Genomic DNA, 21,443 nt, shown 5'->3' with positions numbered 1-21,443 from the left:
TAGGCGATGACACCTAGCTGTGCAACGGTGAGGGCTCGACAAGCCACTCGATAATGTTTTTGTGTTGGATCCCGTCGCGGCTCATGTCGAACTGGTCCATGCTCAGCACGGTTTTCGGGAAGTTGTCGGTAACCCCGCGAAAGGCACCGAACTCGCGGTCGACGGTGTTTTGGCTGCCGAGCAGGTAACTCACCTGGAAGTACTCAGTGTCGGAACCTTTGCGGGCGATGAAGTCAATCTCGCGCGCGCCGGCTCTTCCGACACTTACCTCGTACCCGCGCGCAAGCAGCTCCACGCACACGATGTTTTCGAGGGTCAGCTCAATGTCGGCCTGGTTCGAAAGGCCGAGCGTTTCACGAAAACCGTGATCCACCGCATAGTACTTCTCAGTTGCCCGAAGCCTCGCCTTCCCCGCAATGTCAAAGCGCGGAACCCGATAAATCAAGAAAGCGTTCACGCAAAACTCAAGGTAGTTCAACACGGTATCAACCGAAACGGTGCGCCCCTCGCTTTTGAAAAAACGCACCAGTGACTGCGCCGAGAAGGTTTTTCCAATATTTGCGAAGCAGTAACCGACGATGCGGTGAAAAATGTCGACGTCGCGGATCTGGTGATACTCAATCACGTCTTTGAGCACAACCGAGTTGTACACCGAGTCAAGGTAGTCGAGCGAGGGTTCCCGGTCGAGGTTGAAGTATTTCAACGCCGGGAAACCGCCGAACTGCACAAAGTGCTGGAAGTGTTCGCTCAGTGTGCGGTCGCTTTGGCGGTGCAGCTCGACAAATTCCGCAAACGAAAACGGTTGGATCAAGAACTCAACGTAGCGACCGGCAAGATGTGTGGCGAGATCACCGGAAAGCATGCGCGAATTCGACCCGGTGACATAGATATCTGCGTCATAGTCGACGCGGATCGCGTTGATGGCTTTCTCCCAGTCGGCGACCTGCTGAATTTCGTCAAAGAAGAAATACGCGCGGGTGTTTTTGTTGAGGTTTTCGGCTTCGATGCGCCGTAGCAGCGCCGCTGCGTCTGTGATGTGAAGCCCGTCAGCGGACTCAAAATTCATCGCAAACACTTGTGGATCAGCGCTGCCCGCGCGAATCACTTCTTGCAGCTGCTGCAGAATCGTAGATTTGCCGCAGCGACGCACACCGGTGAGCACCTTCACGAGGGGTTTGTCGATAAAGGGCTGGATCCGCGAAAAGTATCTCGGGCGTTCAATGATTCTGTCCACCACAAACCTCCCTGTCTTGTCGAGTATAGTCGACAAGCTGCTACTTTGCGGAGGTTTTGTCGATCATAGTCGACAAGAATCGCGCTGGCTCGGGCACAAAACAGCGCACCGCGGGAAGGTTGCCGGCGTGTGCCAGCGTCCAACCCGCGGTGCGCTATTCGGACGGTGCGGCCCGAATCGAGCCGCTGAGCCCTCGAGCCGTTAAGCCCTTGAGCCTAGAAGTCCCAGTCGTCGTCGGTGGTGTCTTCGCCCTTACCGATGATGTAGCTCGATCCTGATCCACTGAAGAAGTCGTGGTTTTCGTTGCTGCCAGGTGACAGCGCCGCGAGAATCTCAGGGTTCACTTCGGTCTCTTCAGCGGTAAACCGCGACGGGTAACCGAGGTTCATCAGCGCCTTGTTCGCGTTGTAACGCACGAACACGGCAACGTCGTCCATCAGGCCGAGCGGCTCGTACAGCTCACCCGAGTACTGCAGCTCAAGCTCGTAGAGCTCTTCCAGCAGGTCGAAGGTGAACTTGCGCATCTCTTCCTGACGCTCTTTGCTCTGCGTCTCGAGTCCGCGCTGGTACTTGTAACCAGAGTAGTAACCATGCACTGCCTTGTCACGCAGAATCAGGCGGATCATGTCTGCGGTGTTCGTCAGCGTCGCGTGCACCGAGAAGTGCAGCGGCAGGTAGAACCCTGCGTACAGCAGCAGCGACGACAGCAGCGTCGAAGACACTTTACGCTTGAGCGGATCATCGCCGTAGTAGTGGTGCAGCACCTTCTTGCAGCGTTCCTGCAGCAGATCGTTGGCAACTGCCCAGCGGTAGGCGTCGTCGATTTCCGGGGTGCTCGTCAGCGTTGAGAACACCGAGGAGTACGAGCGGGCGTGCACCGACTGCATGAACGCAATGTTGGTGTAGACGGCCTCTTCGTGTTCGGTGCGGGAGTCTTGGATCTGCACGATCTCACCGACAGTTGCCTGCACGGTGTCGAGCATGGTCAGACCGGTGAAGACGCGCATCGTGAGGGTGCGCTCTTCCTGGGTCATTTTCTGCCACGCGGGGATGTCGTTTGACAGCGGCACCTTCTCTGGCAGCCAGAAGTTCGCGGTCAGACGGTTCCACACCTCGAGGTCTTTGTCGTCGGTGACGCGGTTCCAGTTAATGGGGCGCAGCCGCGCTGCCGGGTCGTGGCGGTACGACGGCGGGGTGACCGAGATCTCTTGCAGCGGGCGGTCGGTGTTCAACGGATCAGTCATAGTTCAATAAAGCTCTTTCACTAGTGGTGTCTGGTGGTCAGTGCGCGGAGTGCGCGGACGGCGCGCGGTGCGCCCGCGCGCGCAGCACGGGCGCGAACGCGACTACAGCGCGCAGGAAACGCAGCCTTCGATCTCGGTTCCCTCGAGCGCGGGCTGGCGCAGGCGGATGTAGTACAGCGTCTTGATGCCCTTGCGCCACGCGTAGATCTGCGCGCGGTTGATGTCGCGAGTGGTCGCCTCGTCTTTAAAGAATAGCGTGAGCGACAGACCCTGATCCACGTGCTTGGTCGCAGCAGCGTAGGTGTCGATGATCTTCTCGGCGCCGATTTCGTAGGCGTCTTCGAAGAACTCGAGGTTGTCGTTTGTCATGTGCGGAGCCGGGTAGTACACGCGGCCGAGCTTGCCCTCTTTACGAATCTCAATCTTCGAGGCGATCGGGTGGATCGAAGCCGTCGAGTTGTTCACGTAGCTAATCGACCCGGTCGGTGGCACCGCCTGCAGGTACGCGTTGTAGATACCGTGTTCGCGGATCGACTCGCGCAGCTGTTCCCAGTCCGCAACCGTCGGCAGCGCAACTCCAGCCTCGGCGAAGAGCTCACGCACCCGCGCGGTTTCTGGCACCCACTCCTCGGCCGTGTAACGGTCGAAGTAGCTGCCGTCAGCGTAGTCGCTCTTCTCGAAGCCCGCGAAGGTCGCACCGCGGTCAATCGCCAGCTGGTTCGAAGCGCGCAGCGCGTGGTAGGTCACCGTGCGGAAGTACGCGTCGGTGAAGTCAATTCCCTCTTCGCTGCCGTAGTGGATGCGCTGCGAAGCGAGGTAGCCGTGCAGGTTCATCTGGCCGAGGCCGATGGCGTGTGACGCACGGTTACCCTCGGCAATTGACGGCACCGCCTGAATGTCGGTCTGATCCGACACACTCGTCAGCGCCCGCACCGCAATCTCAACGGTTGCGCCGAAGTCCGGGCTGGCCATTGCCTGCGCAATGTTCAGCGAGCCGAGGTTGCACGAAATGTCGTGACCGATCGTCTCGTACCCGATTGCGGCGTCGTACTCAGAGGCGGTGTTCACCTGCAGAATCTCCGAGCACAGGTTCGACATGTTGATGTGCCCCTCGAGCGGGTTCGCACGGTTCACAGTGTCTTCGAACAGCACGTACGGGTAGCCCGACTCGAACTGCAGCTCAGCGAGGGTCTTGAAGAACTCGCGCGCGCTGATCGTGGTCTTGCGGATCCGCGGGTTCGCGACGAACTCGTCGTAGCGCTCGGTGATTGACTGATCCGAAAGCGGAATACCGGTTTCGCGAAGCACATCGTAGGGGCTAAACAGGTGCATATCTTTGTTCTGCTTAGCCAGTTCGAAGGTCACATCCGGAATCACAACCCCAACCGACAGGGTCTTAATGCGGATCTTCTCGTCAGCGTTTTCACGCTTCGTGTCGAGGAACCGCATAATGTCGGGGTGGTGCGCGTGCAGGTACGCAGCGCCTGCGCCCTGGCGAGCGCCGAGCTGGTTCGCGTAGCTGAAGCTGTCTTCGAGGATCTTCATCACGGGAACAACACCGGAAGCCTGGTTCTCGACCTGCTTAATCGGGGCACCCGCCTCGCGGAGGTTTGACAGCAGCAGCGCCACACCGCCGCCGCGCTTGGACAGCTGCAGCGCAGAGTTAACGCTGCGGCCAATCGATTCGAGATTGTCTTCAACGCGCAGCAGGAAGCACGACACGAGCTCGCCGCGCTGTTTCTTACCCGCGTTCAAGAACGTCGGAGTTGCCGGCTGGAAACGGCCCGAGAGGATCTCGGTGACCGTCTTCGAAGCCAGTTCCTCGTCACCCTGACCGAGGAACAGCGCCGTGGCAACAACTCGCTGCTCGAAGTTTTCGAGGAAGAGGCTGCCGTCGAAGGTTTTCAGCGCGTAGGAGGTGAAGAACTTAAACGCACCGAGGAAGGTCTGGAACTTGTGCCCGAAAGCGTCGGCCTGTTCGTGGAGGCGCTCGACGAAGTCCTTGTCGTAGGCGCGCAGGTATTCGGCTTCGTAGTACTCGTTTTCGATCAGCCACTCCAGGCGTTCCCACACCGAAGCGAACTGCTTCGTGTTCGGGATGACCTGCTGGTTCAGGTAGGCCTCCGCCGCTTCGTGATCCTTGTCAAACTGGATCGACCCGTCCGCCGCAAACAGGTTCAGCTGGGCGTTGAGCGCGTGGTAGTCCTTCCGCTCGCCGACCCCGCCAACCCGTGCAGTGTTGGGGGTGGTTGTTTCTGATGGTGTGGCGATCGTCATGCGACGTCCTCCTCATTTGCTTCTGCTTCTAATGTGTTCTGTCGTGCCCAAAATTCGTCTAAACCAGCCTTGACTCGAGCAACGTCGCGGTTGGTGCCAAGAAGTTCAAAGCGGTACAGCTCAGGAACTTTGCACTTGGCTGAGATGATCGGTCCTGCGATGCAGTAGTGCTCACCGAAGTTGGTGTTCCCCGCGGTAATCACGCCGCGGATCAGCGCGCGGTTTGCAGGATCGTTCAGGAACGTAATCACCTGCCGCGGCACCGCCCCGGCCTGCGCTCCGCCGCCGTAGGTCGGAACCACGAGCACGTAGGGCCTGGTCACTCGGATCATTCCCTCTGTGCGCGGTCGGAGTGGGATCCGCACCGCCGGGCGCTCGAGCTTCTCGACGAAGCGGAGGGTGTTCTCCGAAACGCTCGAGAAAAACACCAGGTCAGGTGAATCTTGCCCCTCGAGCACTCGCACCTCCGCGACGCTTCGTGTTCGGCCTTCCCTGCGTTCACTCATCAGCATGTTCTCCTCTCAGCATTTGCACCTCAGCAATCCCACCCCTACATCTAGTCCTGACCCACATTGCGGGCACCACATATAGTGGTTAGCACGAATAATCTCACAAATCTACGACACGCCGAAGTACAGACTACGTCATACCGAACCTGGAGTGCTCTAGGTTTTTAGGTCCAGGTGACTTGAGTGCTGTCCATTGATGCCCTGCCTGTGGGTGGGGAGAATGGATGAATGGTGAAGAAATTCAGCAAGCATACTCCCGAGCAGATTGTTCGTAAGCTCGATAGGGCGCGGGAATTGAAGGAATCGGGATCAACTACAGCTCAGATCCTGACCACGTTGGGGATTAGCGAAGCCACGTTGAACAGGTGGCAGGCTACCTATGGGGCGATGACCAAGAGCGAGGCGAAAGAGCTCCAGCGCCTGCGCGAGGAAAACACGCGCCTCAAACGCCTCCTAGGTCAGGCAGAGCTGGAAAAGGCTGCGTGGAAAGAATTGTCGGAGGGAAACTTCTAAGCCCAGCTCGCCGCCATGATGCCGTCTGGCATCTGGTCGGGCTGGGCTACTCCCAAAGACTTGCCTGCCAGATTGTTGGGCTCTCTCGCAGTGCTTACCGGCGCGCTAGGACCCGCGAGAACAAGCCGGATAAGTACGCGGACCTACGGGCGTGGATGCACGACTTCGTTAAGGATCATCGCCGGTGGGGACACCGGCGCGCCTGGAGAAACGCCCTCGCCGAAGGGTACGGGATATGCCGCGAGACTTTCCGCAGGATCTGGCGTGAAGAGGGCTTGCGTGTCTTGCCTAGGAAGAAGCTCAAGCGTCTAGCTGCCGATACCCATCGTGATGTTCCTGCCGGCCAGTACCCGAACAACGTGTGGGCGTTGGACTTCCAGTTCGATTCAACCTGGCACGGCAAGACAATCAAAATCTGTAACATTATCGATGAATACACCCGCGAACACCTCGCCTTCACGGTCGACAAGAACATTAACGCGGTCTCGGTGACCGAACTCCTTGACGTGGCTTGTCTGGAGCACGGCGGGCGCCCGCGGGTGATCCGGATGGATAACGGGCCCGAGTTCATCGCTCATGCGCTCCAGGAGTGGGCAGCCGAGGGTGAGACAATCCAGGCATTCATCCCACCAGGCCAGCCCTGGCATAACGGGTTCGTTGAGTCTTTCCATAACCGGATGAGAGACGAACTCTTGGAGGACAACAGTATCGAGAATCTCGAGCATGCCCGCCTACTCGTGGCCCAATGGTCATCACGTTACAATAACTTCCATCCGCATTCCTCACTCGGCTACCTCAGCCCACGGAAATACGCGGAACAATGGAAACAAGAAAACACGGTCAACACTTAAACCGAGTGGGCCTAATTCTTAGGCCACTCCACTCGACGCCCCAGGCATAAGGGCGTTGGTATTCAGGGATGACAAACTCGTAGTCTCCATCATTAAGTAGCCTGCCGACGCTTATTTCCTTTGCATCGAGCTGCCTATTTTCGCCAGTCATTACTTGCCCCTAAGTCGTCGGTTGGATGGCATTCTCTCAAATTGCTCATGGATTGCGGAGTGAACCAGTCAGGCGGCCAAATCGTAGCTCGCGCGCGTTTGTATCCGTCGTGGAATGAAAGTTTCAAGTATGAGGTCTTTGTCGCTGGGGTCCAGCATCTCGACCATCATGTTGCAGACGTTGTGGGGGGTGAAGAACTCTCCTCGGTCCCCGCGAAGGTTCGAACCTACGACCTCTTCATACGCCTTACCCTTGACGTCCACATCGGAGTCAAGCAACGAGAACATCTGAAGCTGCGTGACAATGTATGCCAGAACCTTAGGGTCGAGTTCGATTTGCTCGACTGGTTTGAAAATCTGAGGGTACTGAGTCTTGACGTTCTCGAATAGCTTCCCGATCCGCGAGGAGCACCGCATCAGGCCAGTCATGTTCTGACGTTCCTTAGGTGTTGCGTAAAACTGCGGCGAGCTGGAATCACGTTCATCCTGGATCTTGCAAAATATGAGCTTCAGCAGCTCCCAGAACGCCTCCGGCTTTTGCATCCCCTGATTACCAGCGATATAGCTGTGAGCCCTCCGGAAAGCAAACAGCAAAGAGTCCGATGCAGCCGGGCGCAGTTGGTCGAAACGCGGCGTGCCCGCCTCAGCACTGTCACCACAGTGGGGAATGTCAGGGATCTCAACGGAGACCCGCTGGCCAGACGTCCCCGTTTCAAAGGCGTAGCTCGCCATATCCTCACCGTTGGTCCACATGCCGACTTCGACGTTCGGACATGCGGCCATGTAGCTGAGCATCTGTTCGACACCGTCCTTCTTCATTGAGGGACGGACCTTGGCGCTCTTGCACTCAATGATGAGCCAGGCAGTTGATTGGGTCTGCTCTGACGCCCGAAGGTCGGGCGGGAACACCACGATGTCGACGCGGACCCGTCGACTACCGAACTTGAGCGGGAATTCGACCCGAATGTCGCGTTTGTCGTACCCGTACTCGCGCACGAGCGACTTGAGGATCTCCTGACGGACATACTCCTCGGGCGTGTCCTGCCTCAACGTGGCGCCGTCGATGAATTCGAGCACTTTGCCGGGCGGGACAATCGCAAACCCGCCATGCGGCGCATCGCTCTGGACAACTGGGCGGCTCACCTTCTACCGCCAGACGTTAGTCCTGATCGAAACTCGACGACGTCTCCGTCTTGCATAACGTAGTCCTTGCCCTCCATGCGCACCTTGCCGCGGGCCTTCGCCTCTTGCATGGAACCGGCGTCGTCGAGCTCGTCGAAGGAAACGATTTCGGCTTTGATGAAGCCGCGCTCGAAGTCGGTGTGAATCACACCTGCGGCCTGGGGTGCGGTCCAGCCTTTGCGGATGGTCCAGGCACGCGATTCCTTGGGCCCGGCCGTGAGGTAGGACTGCAGGTTGAGGGTGTCGTATCCGACTCGGGCGAGCTGGTCGAGGCCGGATTCTTCCTGGCCCGTTGAGGCGAGCATCTCCGCAGCTTCGTCGGCCTCGAGCTCAATGAGCTCGCTCTCGAACTTGGCGTCGAGGAAGATCGCTTCGGCAGGCGCGACGGCCTTGCGCAGTTCCTCCTGCATCGCGGTGTCCGCGAGCCCTTCTTCATCGGTGTTGAACACGTAGATGAACGGCTTGGCGGTCATGAGCTGCAGTTCTTTGAGGAGCGACACGTCAATTCCGGCGCCGTCGGCCCCTTGGAAGAGGGTGCTTCCGGACTCGAGGAGTTCCTTGGCCTTGAGCACCTCGGGAAGGATCGCGGCATCGATGACCTTGCGCTTCGTGTCTTTCTCGAGGCGCGGAAGGGCATTATCGATCGTCTGGAGGTCGGCGAGGATAAGCTCGGTCGAAATCGTCTCCATGTCGCCCGCGGGGGTCTCGGAGCCGGGAACACGCGTGACGTCGGGGTCGCTGAAGGCGCGGGTGACCTGGCAGATTGCATCGGCCTCGCGGATGTTTGCGAGGAACTTGTTGCCGAGGCCTTCGCCTTCGCTCGCGCCCTTCACGATGCCGGCGATGTCCACGAAGCTCACGGTCGCGGGCAGGATCTTCTCGCTGCCAAAGATTTCGGCGAGTCGCGCGAGGCGGGAGTCCGGAAGCGGCACCACACCGACGTTCGGGTCGATCGTCGCGAACGGATAGTTCGCCGCGAGCACCTCCGCACGGGTGAGCGCGTTGAACAGGGTCGATTTACCAACGTTGGGCAGGCCAACGATTCCAATTGTCAAAGCCACGCCCTTCATTCTAGGGGCAGGGTCCGACGCTTGCCTTCCTCAGGGCGTGCCGCACTTTAAATGTCTCACCCCCGTGGTGAGGTAGAAGCATGAACTTTTCGACTCTTGTGACCGTTCTCCTTCCGTTGCTCATCGGGGCTGTTCTCGGAGCCGCGGTCATGTGGATCCTCATGCGCGAGCGGGTTCGCGCGGCTGAAGCCAGGGCTTCCGCGAGCGGAGCCGACATCGAAGCACTCGCGGCACGCGCGGTGAACGCGTCGAGCACCCAGCTTCTGCAACTCGCTTCGGAGCGATTTGAGCGCGATTCGGCTCAGCGCGAGGCCGTCGATGCCGCGCGCTCGGAGCAGCTTGCCAGAACCCTCTCCCCCATTTCGGAAACCCTCACGAGTTTGGAACGCTCAGTTGCGCGCACGGAGGCGGCACGCAATAAGGCCGACGGCGACCTCGCCTCGCAGTTGAAGAATCTCTCGGATCGCACACGCGATCTGGGCATGGGGACGAACGCCCTCGTGACCGCTCTCAAAGCCCCCACGAGCCGAGGCCAGTGGGGAGAGGTGCAGCTGCGGCGCATCGTCGAGGCCGCGGGCATGCTCGAGCACACGGACTTCACCGAACAGCTCAACGGGAAAAACGTGAGCGGAGAGAAGAACCAGCGCCCCGACCTTGTCGTGCACCTTAGTCACGGCCGCACCATCGTCGTGGACGCGAAGGCACCCATGGATGCGTACCTACGTGCTGCCCAGGCCACGGAGAAAAACGAACGGGCGAAATACCTCGCGGACCACGCGCGGGCACTGCGATCGCACGTCACGCACCTCAGCTCGAAGTCGTACTGGGCCTCACTTGGAGATTCACCCGAATTCGTAGTGCTGTTTGTGCCGAGCGACGGTCTTCTCGCTGGAGCGCTCGAGGCGGATCCCGGGCTGCTCGATGGCGCCTTCACGCTTGATGTCGTGATCGCCTCTCCCGCGACCCTCATGGCGCTGCTGCGCACCGTCGCCCACACGTGGCGCACGGACGCACTGAACCAGGACGCGCTTCGCGTGCTCGAAGCAGGTCGCGAGGTGCATAAGAGGCTCGGCATTCTCGGAGGGCACCTGGCGAAACTCGGCCGTTCGCTCGATTCGTCGGTGCGGGCGTTCAACAACGCGGTGGGTTCGTACGAGGCGCGAGTAATGCCCGCGGCACGCTCAATGGAAGAGCTTCACATCGTCGGTGGCGCCCTCGAAGAAGTCGAACCAGTGACCCAGCTCGCACGCGAGGTTGATCCGCACAACCTGAATGCGTGATTTCGACTCGTACATGGCGAGTACAGCAAATAACAACCGTTTCTTTACTGGTTTGTTAATTTCCCGGAGCAATTTGGAGGGCACTTCCCCGCAAATTCCCATCATCCACTGAGCGAAAGTGAAGGGTATGACTCCTCAGTCACGCGGCACGCGCCGCACTCCTGGCATTTACTCCAAGTCCCTCGCCGCGGCAGCGCTCGGCGTCACACTCGTCGCGAGCCCCGCGATCGTTCCCGCCGGCATTGCTCCTTCAACCCTCACCACTGCCGAAGCAGCCCCCGCGAGCACCTGGCCGCTCGTCGTCACTGAAATTGCCCCGAACAATGCGGGCTCGGACCACTACGAGTATTTCGAGGTCACCAACACGACCGACAAGCCCCTCACGATCGGTGAGGGCGGCTATTCGTTCGCCTACATCTATGAAGACAGCGATAGCACCGCAAAGGACGTCACCCTCGCACCTGAGAAGCCGATTGATGTCGCTGCCGGGGAAACCGTGACCCTGTGGCTGAGCTACACGAGCGATGACGGCAAGGTGGATTCGAGCGCTCACACCGTAGAGGAATTCCGCACTCAGTGGGGCATGGACGCTTCCGCCCGCGTCGAGCGCGTCACTGGTCAAAAGGGCATGGCCAACGGCGGCAACCGCGGCATTCGCGTTCTCGACTCGAACAGCAAAGAAGTCTCGCGCTCGTTCTACACGAAGGGCTCGGTCGCTGAGGACAAGTCCGCACAGTTCCGCACCCCTGCCGATTCGAGCGTGAAGAGTCTCGAGGTTCTCGAAGGCCCGGCTGCTCCCACCGCCGGCAAGGTTGACCCGAAGCAGCTCGAGAACCGCGGTGCAGAGCCTCAGCCCGAGAAGCCGGCTGAGCCCGCACCCACCGAAGACGTCCCCGGCCCGGCGGCCGACACGACTGTTGGCCAGCTCCTCATCACCGAGCTCGTTCCCGATTCCACCAACACCGGTGAGGGCGACGGTTACGAATTCATTGAAATCTACAACCCGACCACCAAGCCGATCAGCCTTGCTGACTACCAGGTCGCCTATCAATACCCCGGTGCGGGCCGCAAGATGGGCAACCAGGCCGTGTGGCCCATGGAACCCGCCGATAAGGTCGTCGAGCCCGGCGGTACGGTCATCGTGTGGATCAAGAACGGCCACAACGACGATAAGACCGTCGACGACTTCGCCAAGAACTACGGTGTTGATCCGAACAGCCTCACCATTGTCGAGTCCCACGTGGGCGGCATGGCCAACGGCTCGCTTCGCGGTATGGAGATTCAGACCCGCACGGGCCAGACCGTAAGCCGTGTCTTCTACAACGAGGACGGACGCGACGACACCCAGGCGGATCAGGGCATTCACTACGCGGTCAATCCCGAAAACTTCCAGGTGAGCGAGATCGGAGAGGTCTCGAAAGCGACGCCTGGTCAGGCGGCTCCCGCGAAGGTTCCCTCGAAACTCGTCAAGCTCAACGAGGACACCGAAAAGCCAGCTCTGGTGGATCAGACCGCCAAGTCCCTCGACCCGACAAAGGACGCCCAGATCACGATCAAGGCGACCGATAACGTCCAGGTTCGTCGCCTCACCGTCTCCCTCCAGTCGAACACCGACGATAAGCCGATGGTCAAGGACCTCCTCGCGAACGAGGATGGCACCTTCACCCTCACGATCCCCCAGGCGGACCTCACGGGGAAGAAGTACTTCGAGTATTCGGTTGAGGCCTCCGACGGTACCAACATCGCCACTATTCCGCTGACTCGCGTTGCGGTCGAAGGGGCCGAGCAGGGCCCGGTTCGCCTCAACGTCTCGGAAAAGCAGTACGTGAGCGGCATGACCCGCCTCTCGGTTGCGAGCGATCACGAGAACGACACTCGCACGCTTGCCGTTGACGGGACCGAGGTCAACGCGGATATTCCCTCGCTCGAAAAGGAGCCCGTCTTCGCCATCGACGCGACGCAAACCGATGCGTTCTTCCGCAACGGCGTGCTCGTCAAGGACGAGGTCCTCACAATCTTCGACAAGGGTTTCTACGAGAACTGGGAAACCGTGACCGCCGATGTCCCGCTCAAGTACGTCACGAAGGGCGAGTCACTCCAGGTTGACGTCGCGGCGGGCACCAAGGCCAAGCCCGGCATCGACCCGAACGAGAACAACGACGACTTCAACGCGCGCAACGCTCGCCTGGTACTCCCCGACGGCCGCACGCTGCGCGCCGCCGATTACGACGGCGCGAACGGCAAACTCGTTGAGGCAAGCAACCCCGAAAAGATCATCCAGATGGGTGATTCGCCGGGCAAGGTCGAAATTCTCAACGCGAAGTTCATGATTCCGGACGACGCCTACACCGCCAACGCTTACCAGTGGGACACCACCAAGGTCGCTGACGGCGAACACAAGGTTCTCGGTAAGAATGCTGCCGGCGACACTGTTGAGACGACCGTTATCGTCGACAACACCGCCCCGACGATCACGTCCTCGATTGAGGATGGCTCCGAGCAGCGCGGTGAGTTCGCGGTGAACTTCGAGGCGACCGACGCCGGCTCCGGCGTTGCGAGCACGTCCGCGACCTTCGACGGCGAGAAGGTCGAATCCGGCACGAAGTTCTCCTCGCTTACCCTTGCGTCGGGAACGCACACGCTGTCGATCGTCTCGACGGACAAGCTCGGTAACGAGTCGAAAAAGACGATCACGTTCACGACGCCCGTCGAGCAACCGTCGGCCACCCTTGATACGGCGGATGGCGCGGGCCTGAACGTGTGCGTGGACGATTCGCTCTCGGCGACCGCGACTGACCCGAGCAAGGACAACCTCACGGTGTCGTTCCGCGAGGGCTACACGACCTCGCTGAGCGAAGGCACGCTCGCGGGCAGCGCGGGAAGCGTCCACGACGCCGATCAAGCAGACCGCAAGGGCGATGCAATCAAGGCCGGCGAGACGACGACTGCGGGTGAGGCACTTCCCTTCCACGAGTTCTCGACCGCCGTGCCCGAGGGCGCAGGCGAAGACTCGGAGATTCGCGTGAGCTGGACCGGTGCCTCCAACAAGGGACAGCGCGTGCGCCTGCTCGTGTGGAACACCGAGAAGAACGGCTGGGAAGAAGTCCAGTCGGTCCTCACGGATAGCAAGTCTGGCGAGGCAAAGCTCGAAGCGATCGTCCCGCTCAAGAACCACAATGTGGATGGCGAGATCAAGGCTCTCGTCCAGCAGGGTGTTGGATACGCCGGTGCGGACCTCTCCGATCGCATGGGAGCAGAACCCGGCGAGCACGCAGAAGACACCCCGCGTTCGGACTACGACTACACGTTCGCGTGGGAGACCGACACCCAGTACTACAACGATGATCCGAAGATCTACAAGCATCAGCTCGCGATTCACGATTACCTGCTGCGCGTGCGCGAGAAGATGAACCTCCAGTACCTCTTCCACACGGGTGACATCGTCGATAAGTTCCCGAATGACGAGGGCTGGGTCCGCGCCGACGAGACCTACAAGAAGCTCGACGACGCGAAACTCCCCTACGGCGTGCTCGCGGGCAATCACGACGTCTATCACCAGGCGGGCGACTACTCGAAGTACAGCAAGTACTTCGGCGAGAAGCGCTATGAGAACAACCCTTGGTACGGCGGTAGCTACAAGGACAACCGCGGCCACTACGACCTCATCAGCGCCGGAGGCCAGGACTACATCATCCTGTACATGGGTTGGGGCCCGGGCGATGAGGAGATCGAGTGGATGAACGAGGTGCTCGCCCAGTACCCCGAGCGCATCGCTTTCATTGAGCTGCACGAGTACATGCTCACCACCGGTGGCCTTGGCCCGATCCCGCAGCGGATCTACGACGAAGTCATCGCGACCAACCCGAACGTGCGCGCGGTCATGAGCGGCCACTACCACGACGCTCACACACGCTACGACAAGTTCGATGACAACGGCGACGGCACCCCGGATCGCATCGTGACCCAGATGCTGTTCGACTACCAGGGCCTTCCCGAAGGCGGCCTCGGCTACCTCCGCCTCATGCATTTCGATAACAAGAACGGTCGCATGATCATCCGCACCTACTCACCGTCGCTCAAGGACTACGACTCCGACGACCCGATGTTTGAAGAGGAAGAGGGCAACGTCCAACACTTCGAGGTGCCCTACAGCACGCTCGGAATCAAGCCCGAGGATAAGAACCTCACGACGAACGATGCACGCATCGATGTGCTCACGACCAAGGAATTCGGTCACAAGGACGGCGTCGCCTCCGGCGACACCGTGAGTGTCCCCGCGAGCAATCTGCCCGAGGGCGAGTTCTCGTGGTACACGCTCACGACCGACCCGTACGGCGCGAAGCACTACAGCGAGGTGCGCAGCGCCTCTGTGACGAGGGCCGAGTGCGGCCAGGATGGCGGCACGACCGTCGATCCGGACGGCACGGTCAAGCCCGGTGAGGGCGGAAAGCCCGGCAAGGGCGGCGAGCCTGAAAACGGCAACACCGGCAGCACAGGCAGCACTGGCTCTGGCAAGGAGCAGCCGGGCAAGGGCTCGCACGGGTCCGACGCTTCCTCCGCCGCCAGGCCAGCGAAGCCCTCGCATGGGCTCCCGCGCACGGGCGCTGAGGTAGCAGGAATTCTCGCGGCAGGCTTCGCGCTCGTTGCGGGCGGTATCGCGATTCTCCGCTCTCGCCGCTTCTCGCGCTGAGTAGCATGAGCCCCGCTTAAGCGAGCGGTCTATCCAAAGGGCCGGCGCTACCCGAAACAGGGTGGCGTCGGCCTTTCTTTGCCGGTGGATTGTCCACACTAACGGGCGGAGCCCACGGGAACTGCCCCAGTTCTGGCACAGTAGAGATATGGACAAGCGAGGCGTGAACCACAGCCGCATGTACGCAGCGGAGGGAGAGAACGTCCCGGCGCTACCCGCAACGGCGGCGGAAACGACTGCGGAACGCCCGTGGCCCGTAGCGCTCTTGAGCCACAAGGTACGCGATTACGTGAACCGCATGAGCGTCGTATGGGTGCGCGGCGAGCTCGTGCAGGTGAGCCGAGGCAAAGGCGCTCTCGTGTTCATGACTCTTCGCGATACCAACATGGATGCGAGTTTTTCAGTGTCGATGCGCGCGAGCGCATTCGCCAAGCTTGACCTCGAGCCGCAGCAAGGTAGCGAGGTCGTGGTGCAGTGTAAGCCCACTTTTTGGAGCCGGCGCGGGAGCCTCCAACTCGATGCCTACGACATCCGGGCCGTAGGAATTGGCGATCTTCTTCAGCGCCTCGAACGACTCAAGCGCACGCTCTTCAACGAAGGCCTGTTCAACGCTGATCGCAAACGCCCGCTGCCGTTCCTTCCACGAACAATCGGGCTCATTTGCGGCCGTAAATCCGCGGCGGAGCGCGACGTGATCGTGAACGCCGAAAAGCGGTGGCCAGCAGTGCGCTTTGCCACGCGTGAAGTGGCAGTTCAGGGCGTGAAGGCGGTAGCGGAAGTGAGTGAAGCACTGCGTGAGCTTGATGCGCGCGAGGACGTCGACGTCATCATCATTTCCCGCGGCGGCGGCTCCCTCGAGGACCTGCTCCCGTTCTCGGATGAGTCCCTCGTGAGGCTTGCCGCAGCGGCTCGCACACCGATCGTGTCGGCCATTGGACACGAGGTCGATACGCCCCTGCTTGACCTCGTCGCGGACTATCGCGCATCGACCCCGACTGACGCGGCAAAGACCGTCGTCCCCGACATGGTCGTTGAACGGACGCAATTGGATGAGGCCCGCAGGCGCGCTTACTCCGCGCTTACTTCACGAATCGATAGGGAGAAAGAGGCTCTCGCTGCGGTTCGAGCGCGGCCGGCCTTCGCCGAGCCTCACACGATGATCGAAAGCCACGCCGAAGTGATCGATGGGGCTATTGCCTCGGCTCGCGCATCGGTCACGATTGCTCTCGAGCGCGCCCGCGAGCGCGTGAGGGCCCTCGCCGATCAAGCTCGGGCGCTCTCACCACTGCATACACTCGAGCGCGGCTACGCGGTCGTGCAGGGCACAGATGGCTCAGCGCTCACCCATCCGAGCGAAGCGCCGGAGGGCGCTCGCCTCTCCATCAGGCTCGCGGGTGGCCGCGTAAGCGCAACGTCGCTCGGCGAGGAATAACAGAAGCTGAAGGGAAAAGCTATGGACAACGAGAACGCGAAAGACGAGACACAACAACTTCCCGAGGATATTCGGGAGCTCGGCTACGAGGAGGCCCGCGACCAGCTGTTTTCAATCGTGCAAACCCTCGAGCGCAACCAGAGCGGGCTCGAGGAATCGATCGCGCTGTGGGAGCGCAGCGAGCTTCTCGCTCAGCGATGCGCGCAGTGGCTCGACGGAGCACGCGAACGGCTCGACCGCGCACTCGAGCGCCAGCAGGATGTGCCCGACGAAGACGCTTCGCAGGAATAGCGCACGCGAAGAGGCGTCTCACGCCTGTGCACGACTCGACGTCACCGTTTTGTAACGACTAGAGTGACTGCGCACACTTACTTACCGTTATGAGAAAGGCTACTCATGGAGTACCTGAAGCTCATCGGCATCGTGATTATCGTGGTGGGCTTCGTGCTCAAACGAGACACGCTTGCCGTCGTGGTCGTAGCCGGTCTGGTTACTGGCCTCGTGGCTGGGCTGAGCCCACTGGAACTGCTGACCCTTCTCGGCCAGTCGTTCACCGATCAGCGCGTTGCCACGTTGTTTATCCTGACCCTGCCCGTCGTCGGCATCTGTGAGCGCTACGGCCTCAAGCAAAAAGCCGTGGACCTCATCGGATCCGTCAAGAATGCGACGACCGGCACTGTCCTTTCGCTCTACCAGCTGATTCGCGCAGTTGCGATCGCATTCTCGGTTCAACTTGGCGGCCACCCGCAGTTCGTGCGCCCGCTCATTTCACCGATGGCTGAGGGCGCTGCCGAGGCGAAGTTCGGCTCGATCACCGAGAAGCAGCGCGACTCGATTAAGGGCGCCTCCGCCGCTGCCGATAACTTCGGCAACTTTTTCGCGCAGAACCTGTTCCTCGGTGCACCGGGCGTTCTGCTCATCGTGTCGACAATGGCGGAGCAGGGCTACACCCAGGTCACCCCACTCTCGGTGGCACTGTGGTCGATTCCCGTCGCGATTGCGACCATGATCTTCGGCGTCGTGCGCAACTTCCTTCTCGACCGCCGCCTCCGCGCAGAATCGACCTCCGGCACTGCATCGGCCGGCATTGAAGGGAGCGTGAAGGCATGACCCCCGATATCGTCATCGGCGAATTTTTCTTCATCCTCGTCGGCGTGATCTTCGCGATCACAGGCGGCCTGTGCGGGAAAGATGCCGCACTCAAGAACCGCATCCCGGCGGCATCCTTCTGGTTCATTCTCGCGTTCGCGTTTATCGCCGGTCCTTGGGTACCGGCGTGGCTCATCGGCATCTGCGTCATTGTGCTTGCCACGATCACCGCCGTGTGGGGTGTAAAGCCCGCCGCGGTGGATCGCCCCGACCCCGCGCACATTGAGGAACGCGCTTCGAAACTCGGCTACAAGGTCTTTATTCCTGCGCTGTCCCTCGCTGTTTTCGCGCTCGTCGCGGCAACCGTGTACCAGAAACTCGAGATGCCCACCTACCTCGCGGTGGGGACCGGCGCCGTGCTCGCCACCGTCGTGGGGCTCGTCGTCACGAAGGCGCCCGCAAAGTTCGTGGCAGTCGATGGTGCGCGCCTCACGATGGACGTCGGGCCGGTGGGGATCCTGCCCCAACTTCTCGCAGCGCTCGGCGCGGTGTTCACCGCCGCGGGTGTGGGCGAGGTCATCGCGAACACCGTCGCCAAGGTCATTCCTGCGCACAATCCCCTCATCGGCGTCATCGCCTACTGCGTGGGGATGGCACTGTTCACCGTGATTATGGGGAACGGCTTTGCGGCGTTCTCCGTGATCACCGTAGGCATCGGCATCCCGTTCGTCGTCGCGCAGGGTGGAAACCCGATCGTGGTGGCGGCGCTCGGCCTGACCGCAGGCTACTGTGGCACGCTCCTTACGCCCATGGCCGCCAACTTCAACGTGGTACCCGCTGTTCTGCTGGAGATGAAAGACAAATACGGAGTCATCAAGTCTCAAGCCGTGACAGCCACGCTGCTTTTGCTTGTCCATATCGTGCTGATGTACACCCTCGCGTTCTAATTGGAGGAACACCATGTCAATCCTTGTGACTGCATTTGACCCGTTTGGCGGGGAGAAGATCAATCCCGCACTCGAGGCCGTGAAGGCACTTCCCGCCGAAATCGCGGGAGAAGAGATCATCACTGTCGAAGTACCGACCGTGTTCGGCAAAGCGATTGAGGCCGCAACCGCCGCAATCGATGAGCACCAACCAAGCGCCGTGCTCTGTGTTGGCCAGGCTGGCGGCCGCTTCGACATCACCCCAGAGCGCGTCGCGATCAACGTCGACGATGCGCGCATTGCCGACAACGAGGGTCAACAGCCGATCGATGAGCCCGTGGTCGAAGGCGCACCACCCGCGTACTTTGCCACGCTTCCGATTAAGGCGATGGCTCAAGCGATCCGCGAAGCAGGCGTCCCCTCGTCCGTCTCAAACTCCGCGGGCACGTTCGTGTGCAACCACATCATGTTTGGCGTGCTCCATCACCTGGCAACCGTCGGACCCCGCGAAGCACGCGGTGGGTTCGTGCACGTTCCCTTCATCCCTGAGCAGACTGTTGGCAAGCCCGGCCAGCCCTCGCTCTCCACGGAAACGATCACGAAGGGGCTCGCTGCCGCTATCGCCGCGATCGTGGAAAACGAAAGCGACGTGGCAACGGCCGAGGGCACGACGCACTGAGCCCCACGCACGCACACCGCACTCGGGGCGTTATGGCACCGCGACTACACGTGTGTATCGCGGCAGCGCGGATCCCTTACCGCGCTGCCGCGCGCGCGTGAAGATACGTGCCGAGAACGGCCACCACGAGAGCAACGACGGCAACGCCTGAAACCCACATACCGATCGCCCCGAAGATGAGCGTGCTTGTGACGGCCGCTCCCCCCTGCACAACGATCCACACGAGAAGCGGGGCGAACAGGAGAGCAAAGGCGAGGATCCACGCAGCGACGAGGGCTCCCGTTGTTGTGCACGTGCGCACCGCGACGATGCCCGTGAGCGCAAACAACGCTGCACCTGCGATCACGCACGCGAGCTGGGCGGTCGAGAACATGCCTCCCCAGGCAAAAATTGCAAGGAGCGCGGAGGCGACGAGCCCAAGCACGATGACGACGGGGGCGGTTGCTGATCGTGGGTGTTGCCGGCTCTGTCGTCCGGGGGCCTCTACCGGCGTCGAAGCGGCGGTAGGGCCGGGCGCAGACGTGCGCGGGGGCACCGTGGTGGGCGTTGACGCAGTTGGGTCGGGACTTGCGACAGGCGCGAGGACCTCGGTGGGGTCAGCACCTAGCGGCGCATCGAGCTTTTCGGTCGCGTCGGCACTACCGCGCGGCGGACGGTGGGAGTTCTCGTTCATGGTTCCTCACTTGTTGACACGGTCGAGGGTGGCCTTCATGAGCGCGGCATGCTCCTCTTCGCTCCCGGCCCCGTACACGATGAGCGTCGTCTCTCGAGCTGAGCATACGATTCCCGACACCGGCTTAGCAGCGTCCGTGTTTGTGTCGCTCGAGGAGGATTGAATTTCGAGATTCGCACACTCCGTGCCTCTGATCTCGAAGTAATCCGCCTGCGTCACTTTTCCGCGGACTCGGGGGGCGAGCGCGGAAAAATCCGCCCGCGCCTGAAGGAGAGTTTCCAGCTCACCGGAGGGTGAGGTGTAGCGCACCTCCCAGTTGGCCGGTTCGGTCGTCGACATTTGTGCCTCACGCACCGTAAACCCTTCCGGCTCGACGTCGGCCGCGCGAAATCCGAGTGACTCACTCGCACGCGCTGCGCTTTCGCCCACATTGACATGTGAACGCGCGGAGTCGGCCGTATCACGATCATTGCGTCCGAGCCCGACGATGACAACCGCGGCAATAGCCACCACAATGAGGTTCAGCCCGATCGCCCACACCAGGTTCCGTACCGAGGTGTTTTTCTTCGTGGGCAGCTCGCGCTTTTTCCGCTGCGGTCTCTCGTGAGATTCGGCCATACCGCCATTGTTCCAAATTCCGGAGCGTCGCGCGCCGTGACTGAGGACCATGCGGCTCCCGCTGTGATCTGAAACAATACTGGCGTGAGTACCTATCTAACGATCGGCGAAGCGCTGACAGACATCGTAATCCGCAAAGACGCTCCTAGGGCCGAGCTCCCGGGTGGGTCCCCCATGAACGTGGCCGTCGCCCTCGGCCGCCTCGGGCACACCTCGCACCTGCTCACCCACATCGGCGATGACGAGCGCGGGCGCGCCATTGTGCAGCATGTTGAATCCTCGAACGTCTCGCTCACCCCCGGTTCGGTAAGGCCCGGGGCTCACACCTCAACTGCGGCCGCGACGATCGGCGAAGGTGGCGCGGCTTCATACGATTTCGACATCGCGTGGGACCCCGATCCACGAGGACTGCCCACGCAGGTCGATGCGGTGCACACCAGCTCGATCGCCGCGACACTCGAGCCAGGCGCCGATACCCTCCGCACGGTCGTGGCTTCGCTCCGCGAGAGCGCCCTCATCTCCTACGATCCGAACGCGCGCCCCACCCTCATGGGAGATCCCGCGATCGCGCGCAAACCGATCGAGGAGAACATCGCGCTCGCCGACATCGTGAAGGCTTCAGACGAAGACCTCGAGTGGCTCTACGAGACGAGCGATATCGATCAAGCGGCCCAGTCGTGGCTTCGCCGCGGGGTGAAGCTCGCGGTCATCACGCGCGGCGGGCAGGGCGCAACAGCATTCACGGCGAGAGGCCGCGTGGACATTCCAGGCGTGCGCGTCGATGTCGCAGACACAGTCGGCGCGGGCGACACCTTTTCGGCTGGCCTTCTCGATGCGCTTTCGCGCAAGGGCCTCCTCGGCGCTGAAGGCCGGGAGAAAATCGCCACGCTCGAGGCCACCGAAATCGAAGAAATCCTCTCGCACGCCGCGCTCCTTGCCTCGGTAACCGTTTCGCGCGCGGGAGCAAACCCGCCGTGGGCGCGCGACATTGCTGACCGCTGCACGCTTTCCCCCGCGGAGGACTGA

General features: G+C 61.1%; 18 protein-coding genes. 10 read left to right on the top strand and 8 right to left on the bottom strand.

The features are described from left to right. Window positions 1-13: 13 nt before the first annotated feature. The 4 genes from NBW56_RS09110 to nrdI form a co-directional block, all read right to left on the bottom strand. A complete protein-coding gene (locus tag NBW56_RS09110) occupies window positions 14-1,234 on the bottom strand; it encodes an ATP-binding protein (protein ID WP_034372399.1) in 1,221 nt (406 codons plus the stop codon). 215 nt (window positions 1,235-1,449) lie between these two features. Next, window positions 1,450-2,478 carry a class 1b ribonucleoside-diphosphate reductase subunit beta gene (nrdF, locus tag NBW56_RS09105; RefSeq protein ID WP_016664111.1) on the bottom strand — a complete coding sequence of 343 codons (1,029 nt, stop codon included), beginning with the start codon at window positions 2,476-2,478 and terminating at the stop codon, window positions 1,450-1,452. A 102-nt stretch (window positions 2,479-2,580) separates the two neighbouring features. Next, complete coding sequence (gene nrdE, locus NBW56_RS09100; RefSeq protein ID WP_016664110.1) at window positions 2,581-4,755, bottom strand: class 1b ribonucleoside-diphosphate reductase subunit alpha; 2,175 nt, start codon at window positions 4,753-4,755, stop codon at window positions 2,581-2,583. Further along, complete coding sequence (gene nrdI / locus NBW56_RS09095) at window positions 4,752-5,267, bottom strand: class Ib ribonucleoside-diphosphate reductase assembly flavoprotein NrdI (RefSeq protein ID WP_019174207.1); 516 nt, start codon at window positions 5,265-5,267, stop codon at window positions 4,752-4,754. The genes nrdE and nrdI overlap by 4 nt, the downstream gene beginning before the upstream one ends. A 225-nt stretch (window positions 5,268-5,492) precedes the next feature. On the opposite strand from nrdI, the gene NBW56_RS09090 reads away from it, so the two are divergent. Then, window positions 5,493-5,777 (top strand): transposase, encoded by a 285-nt coding sequence (locus tag NBW56_RS09090; protein ID WP_016664108.1) that lies wholly within the window; start codon window positions 5,493-5,495, stop codon window positions 5,775-5,777. Then, on the top strand, window positions 5,747-6,628 hold the full coding sequence (locus tag NBW56_RS09085; protein WP_016664107.1) for an IS3 family transposase: 882 nt from the start codon (window positions 5,747-5,749) through the stop codon (window positions 6,626-6,628). Before NBW56_RS09090 ends, NBW56_RS09085 begins: the two co-directional genes overlap by 31 nt. 219 nt (window positions 6,629-6,847) lie before the next feature. Here NBW56_RS09085 and NBW56_RS09080 read toward each other — a convergent pair whose 3' ends face one another. Next, window positions 6,848-7,921: a type I restriction enzyme HsdR N-terminal domain-containing protein gene (locus tag NBW56_RS09080; protein WP_250258915.1), complete on the bottom strand. Its 1,074-nt coding sequence runs from the start codon at window positions 7,919-7,921 to the stop codon at window positions 6,848-6,850. Continuing rightward, a complete protein-coding gene (ychF, locus tag NBW56_RS09075; RefSeq protein ID WP_250258914.1) occupies window positions 7,918-9,021 on the bottom strand; it encodes a redox-regulated ATPase YchF in 1,104 nt (367 codons plus the stop codon). Before ychF ends, NBW56_RS09080 begins: the two co-directional genes overlap by 4 nt. Window positions 9,022-9,110: 89 nt before the next feature. Between ychF and NBW56_RS09070 the strand changes: the two genes are divergently transcribed. The 7 genes from NBW56_RS09070 to pcp all read left to right on the top strand — a co-directional run bounded on the left by NBW56_RS09070 (window position 9,111) and on the right by pcp (window position 19,126). Next, a complete protein-coding gene (locus NBW56_RS09070) occupies window positions 9,111-10,310 on the top strand; it encodes a DNA recombination protein RmuC (protein ID WP_250258913.1) in 1,200 nt (399 codons plus the stop codon). Window positions 10,311-10,437: 127 nt separating this feature from the next. Then, a complete protein-coding gene (locus NBW56_RS09065) occupies window positions 10,438-15,000 on the top strand; it encodes a lamin tail domain-containing protein (RefSeq protein WP_250258912.1) in 4,563 nt (1,520 codons plus the stop codon). A gap of 163 nt (window positions 15,001-15,163) precedes the next feature. Continuing rightward, the gene (xseA, locus tag NBW56_RS09060; protein WP_349815709.1) at window positions 15,164-16,432 is read left to right on the top strand and encodes an exodeoxyribonuclease VII large subunit; all 1,269 of its coding nucleotides are present in this window, start codon (window positions 15,164-15,166) and stop codon (window positions 16,430-16,432) included. Between the two features lie 21 nt (window positions 16,433-16,453). After that, window positions 16,454-16,723 (top strand): exodeoxyribonuclease VII small subunit, encoded by a 270-nt coding sequence (locus NBW56_RS09055; protein ID WP_250258911.1) that lies wholly within the window; start codon window positions 16,454-16,456, stop codon window positions 16,721-16,723. Between the two features lie 105 nt (window positions 16,724-16,828). Further along, window positions 16,829-17,542 (top strand): DUF969 domain-containing protein, encoded by a 714-nt coding sequence (locus NBW56_RS09050; RefSeq protein WP_250258910.1) that lies wholly within the window; start codon window positions 16,829-16,831, stop codon window positions 17,540-17,542. After that, window positions 17,539-18,468, top strand: a complete 930-nt coding sequence (locus tag NBW56_RS09045) for a DUF979 domain-containing protein (protein ID WP_074297621.1) — start codon at window positions 17,539-17,541, stop codon at window positions 18,466-18,468. The genes NBW56_RS09050 and NBW56_RS09045 overlap by 4 nt, the downstream gene beginning before the upstream one ends. 13 nt (window positions 18,469-18,481) lie before the next feature. Continuing rightward, the gene (gene pcp / locus NBW56_RS09040; RefSeq protein WP_074297622.1) at window positions 18,482-19,126 is read left to right on the top strand and encodes a pyroglutamyl-peptidase I; all 645 of its coding nucleotides are present in this window, start codon (window positions 18,482-18,484) and stop codon (window positions 19,124-19,126) included. Window positions 19,127-19,202: 76 nt separating this feature from the next. On the opposite strand, the gene NBW56_RS09035 is transcribed toward pcp, so the two are convergent. Both NBW56_RS09035 and NBW56_RS09030 read right to left on the bottom strand, forming a co-directional pair. Continuing rightward, window positions 19,203-19,799 (bottom strand): hypothetical protein, encoded by a 597-nt coding sequence (locus NBW56_RS09035; RefSeq protein WP_250258909.1) that lies wholly within the window; start codon window positions 19,797-19,799, stop codon window positions 19,203-19,205. Window positions 19,800-19,805: 6 nt separating this feature from the next. Continuing rightward, a complete protein-coding gene (locus NBW56_RS09030; RefSeq protein WP_250258908.1) occupies window positions 19,806-20,417 on the bottom strand; it encodes a DUF4245 family protein in 612 nt (203 codons plus the stop codon). An 84-nt stretch (window positions 20,418-20,501) separates the two neighbouring features. Between NBW56_RS09030 and NBW56_RS09025 the strand changes: the two genes are divergently transcribed. Then, window positions 20,502-21,443, top strand: coding sequence for a carbohydrate kinase family protein (locus NBW56_RS09025; protein ID WP_250258907.1), 942 nt, complete (start codon window positions 20,502-20,504; stop codon window positions 21,441-21,443).

Origin of the sequence: Dermabacter sp. Marseille-Q3180 (assembly GCF_940792985.1) — a bacterium.
Taxonomy (GTDB): Bacteria; Actinomycetota; Actinomycetes; order Actinomycetales; family Dermabacteraceae; genus Dermabacter; species Dermabacter vaginalis.
The sequence above is the reverse complement of the archived record's forward strand: the minus strand, read 5'-3'. Positions and strand labels throughout refer to the sequence as shown.

Coding starts and splice junctions, on each gene's coding strand:
- nrdF (WP_016664111.1), bottom strand. CDS start 2,478: ATGACTGATCCGTTGAACACCGACCGCCCGCTGCAAGAGATCTCGGTC.
- nrdE (WP_016664110.1), bottom strand. CDS start 4,755: ATGACGATCGCCACACCATCAGAAACAACCACCCCCAACACTGCACGG.
- nrdI (WP_019174207.1), bottom strand. CDS start 5,267: ATGCTGATGAGTGAACGCAGGGAAGGCCGAACACGAAGCGTCGCGGAG.
- NBW56_RS09090 (WP_016664108.1), top strand. CDS start 5,493: ATGGTGAAGAAATTCAGCAAGCATACTCCCGAGCAGATTGTTCGTAAG.
- NBW56_RS09070 (WP_250258913.1), top strand. CDS start 9,111: ATGAACTTTTCGACTCTTGTGACCGTTCTCCTTCCGTTGCTCATCGGG.
- NBW56_RS09065 (WP_250258912.1), top strand. CDS start 10,438: ATGACTCCTCAGTCACGCGGCACGCGCCGCACTCCTGGCATTTACTCC.
- NBW56_RS09055 (WP_250258911.1), top strand. CDS start 16,454: ATGGACAACGAGAACGCGAAAGACGAGACACAACAACTTCCCGAGGAT.
- NBW56_RS09050 (WP_250258910.1), top strand. CDS start 16,829: ATGGAGTACCTGAAGCTCATCGGCATCGTGATTATCGTGGTGGGCTTC.
- NBW56_RS09045 (WP_074297621.1), top strand. CDS start 17,539: ATGACCCCCGATATCGTCATCGGCGAATTTTTCTTCATCCTCGTCGGC.
- pcp (WP_074297622.1), top strand. CDS start 18,482: ATGTCAATCCTTGTGACTGCATTTGACCCGTTTGGCGGGGAGAAGATC.
- NBW56_RS09035 (WP_250258909.1), bottom strand. CDS start 19,799: ATGAACGAGAACTCCCACCGTCCGCCGCGCGGTAGTGCCGACGCGACC.
- NBW56_RS09030 (WP_250258908.1), bottom strand. CDS start 20,417: ATGGCCGAATCTCACGAGAGACCGCAGCGGAAAAAGCGCGAGCTGCCC.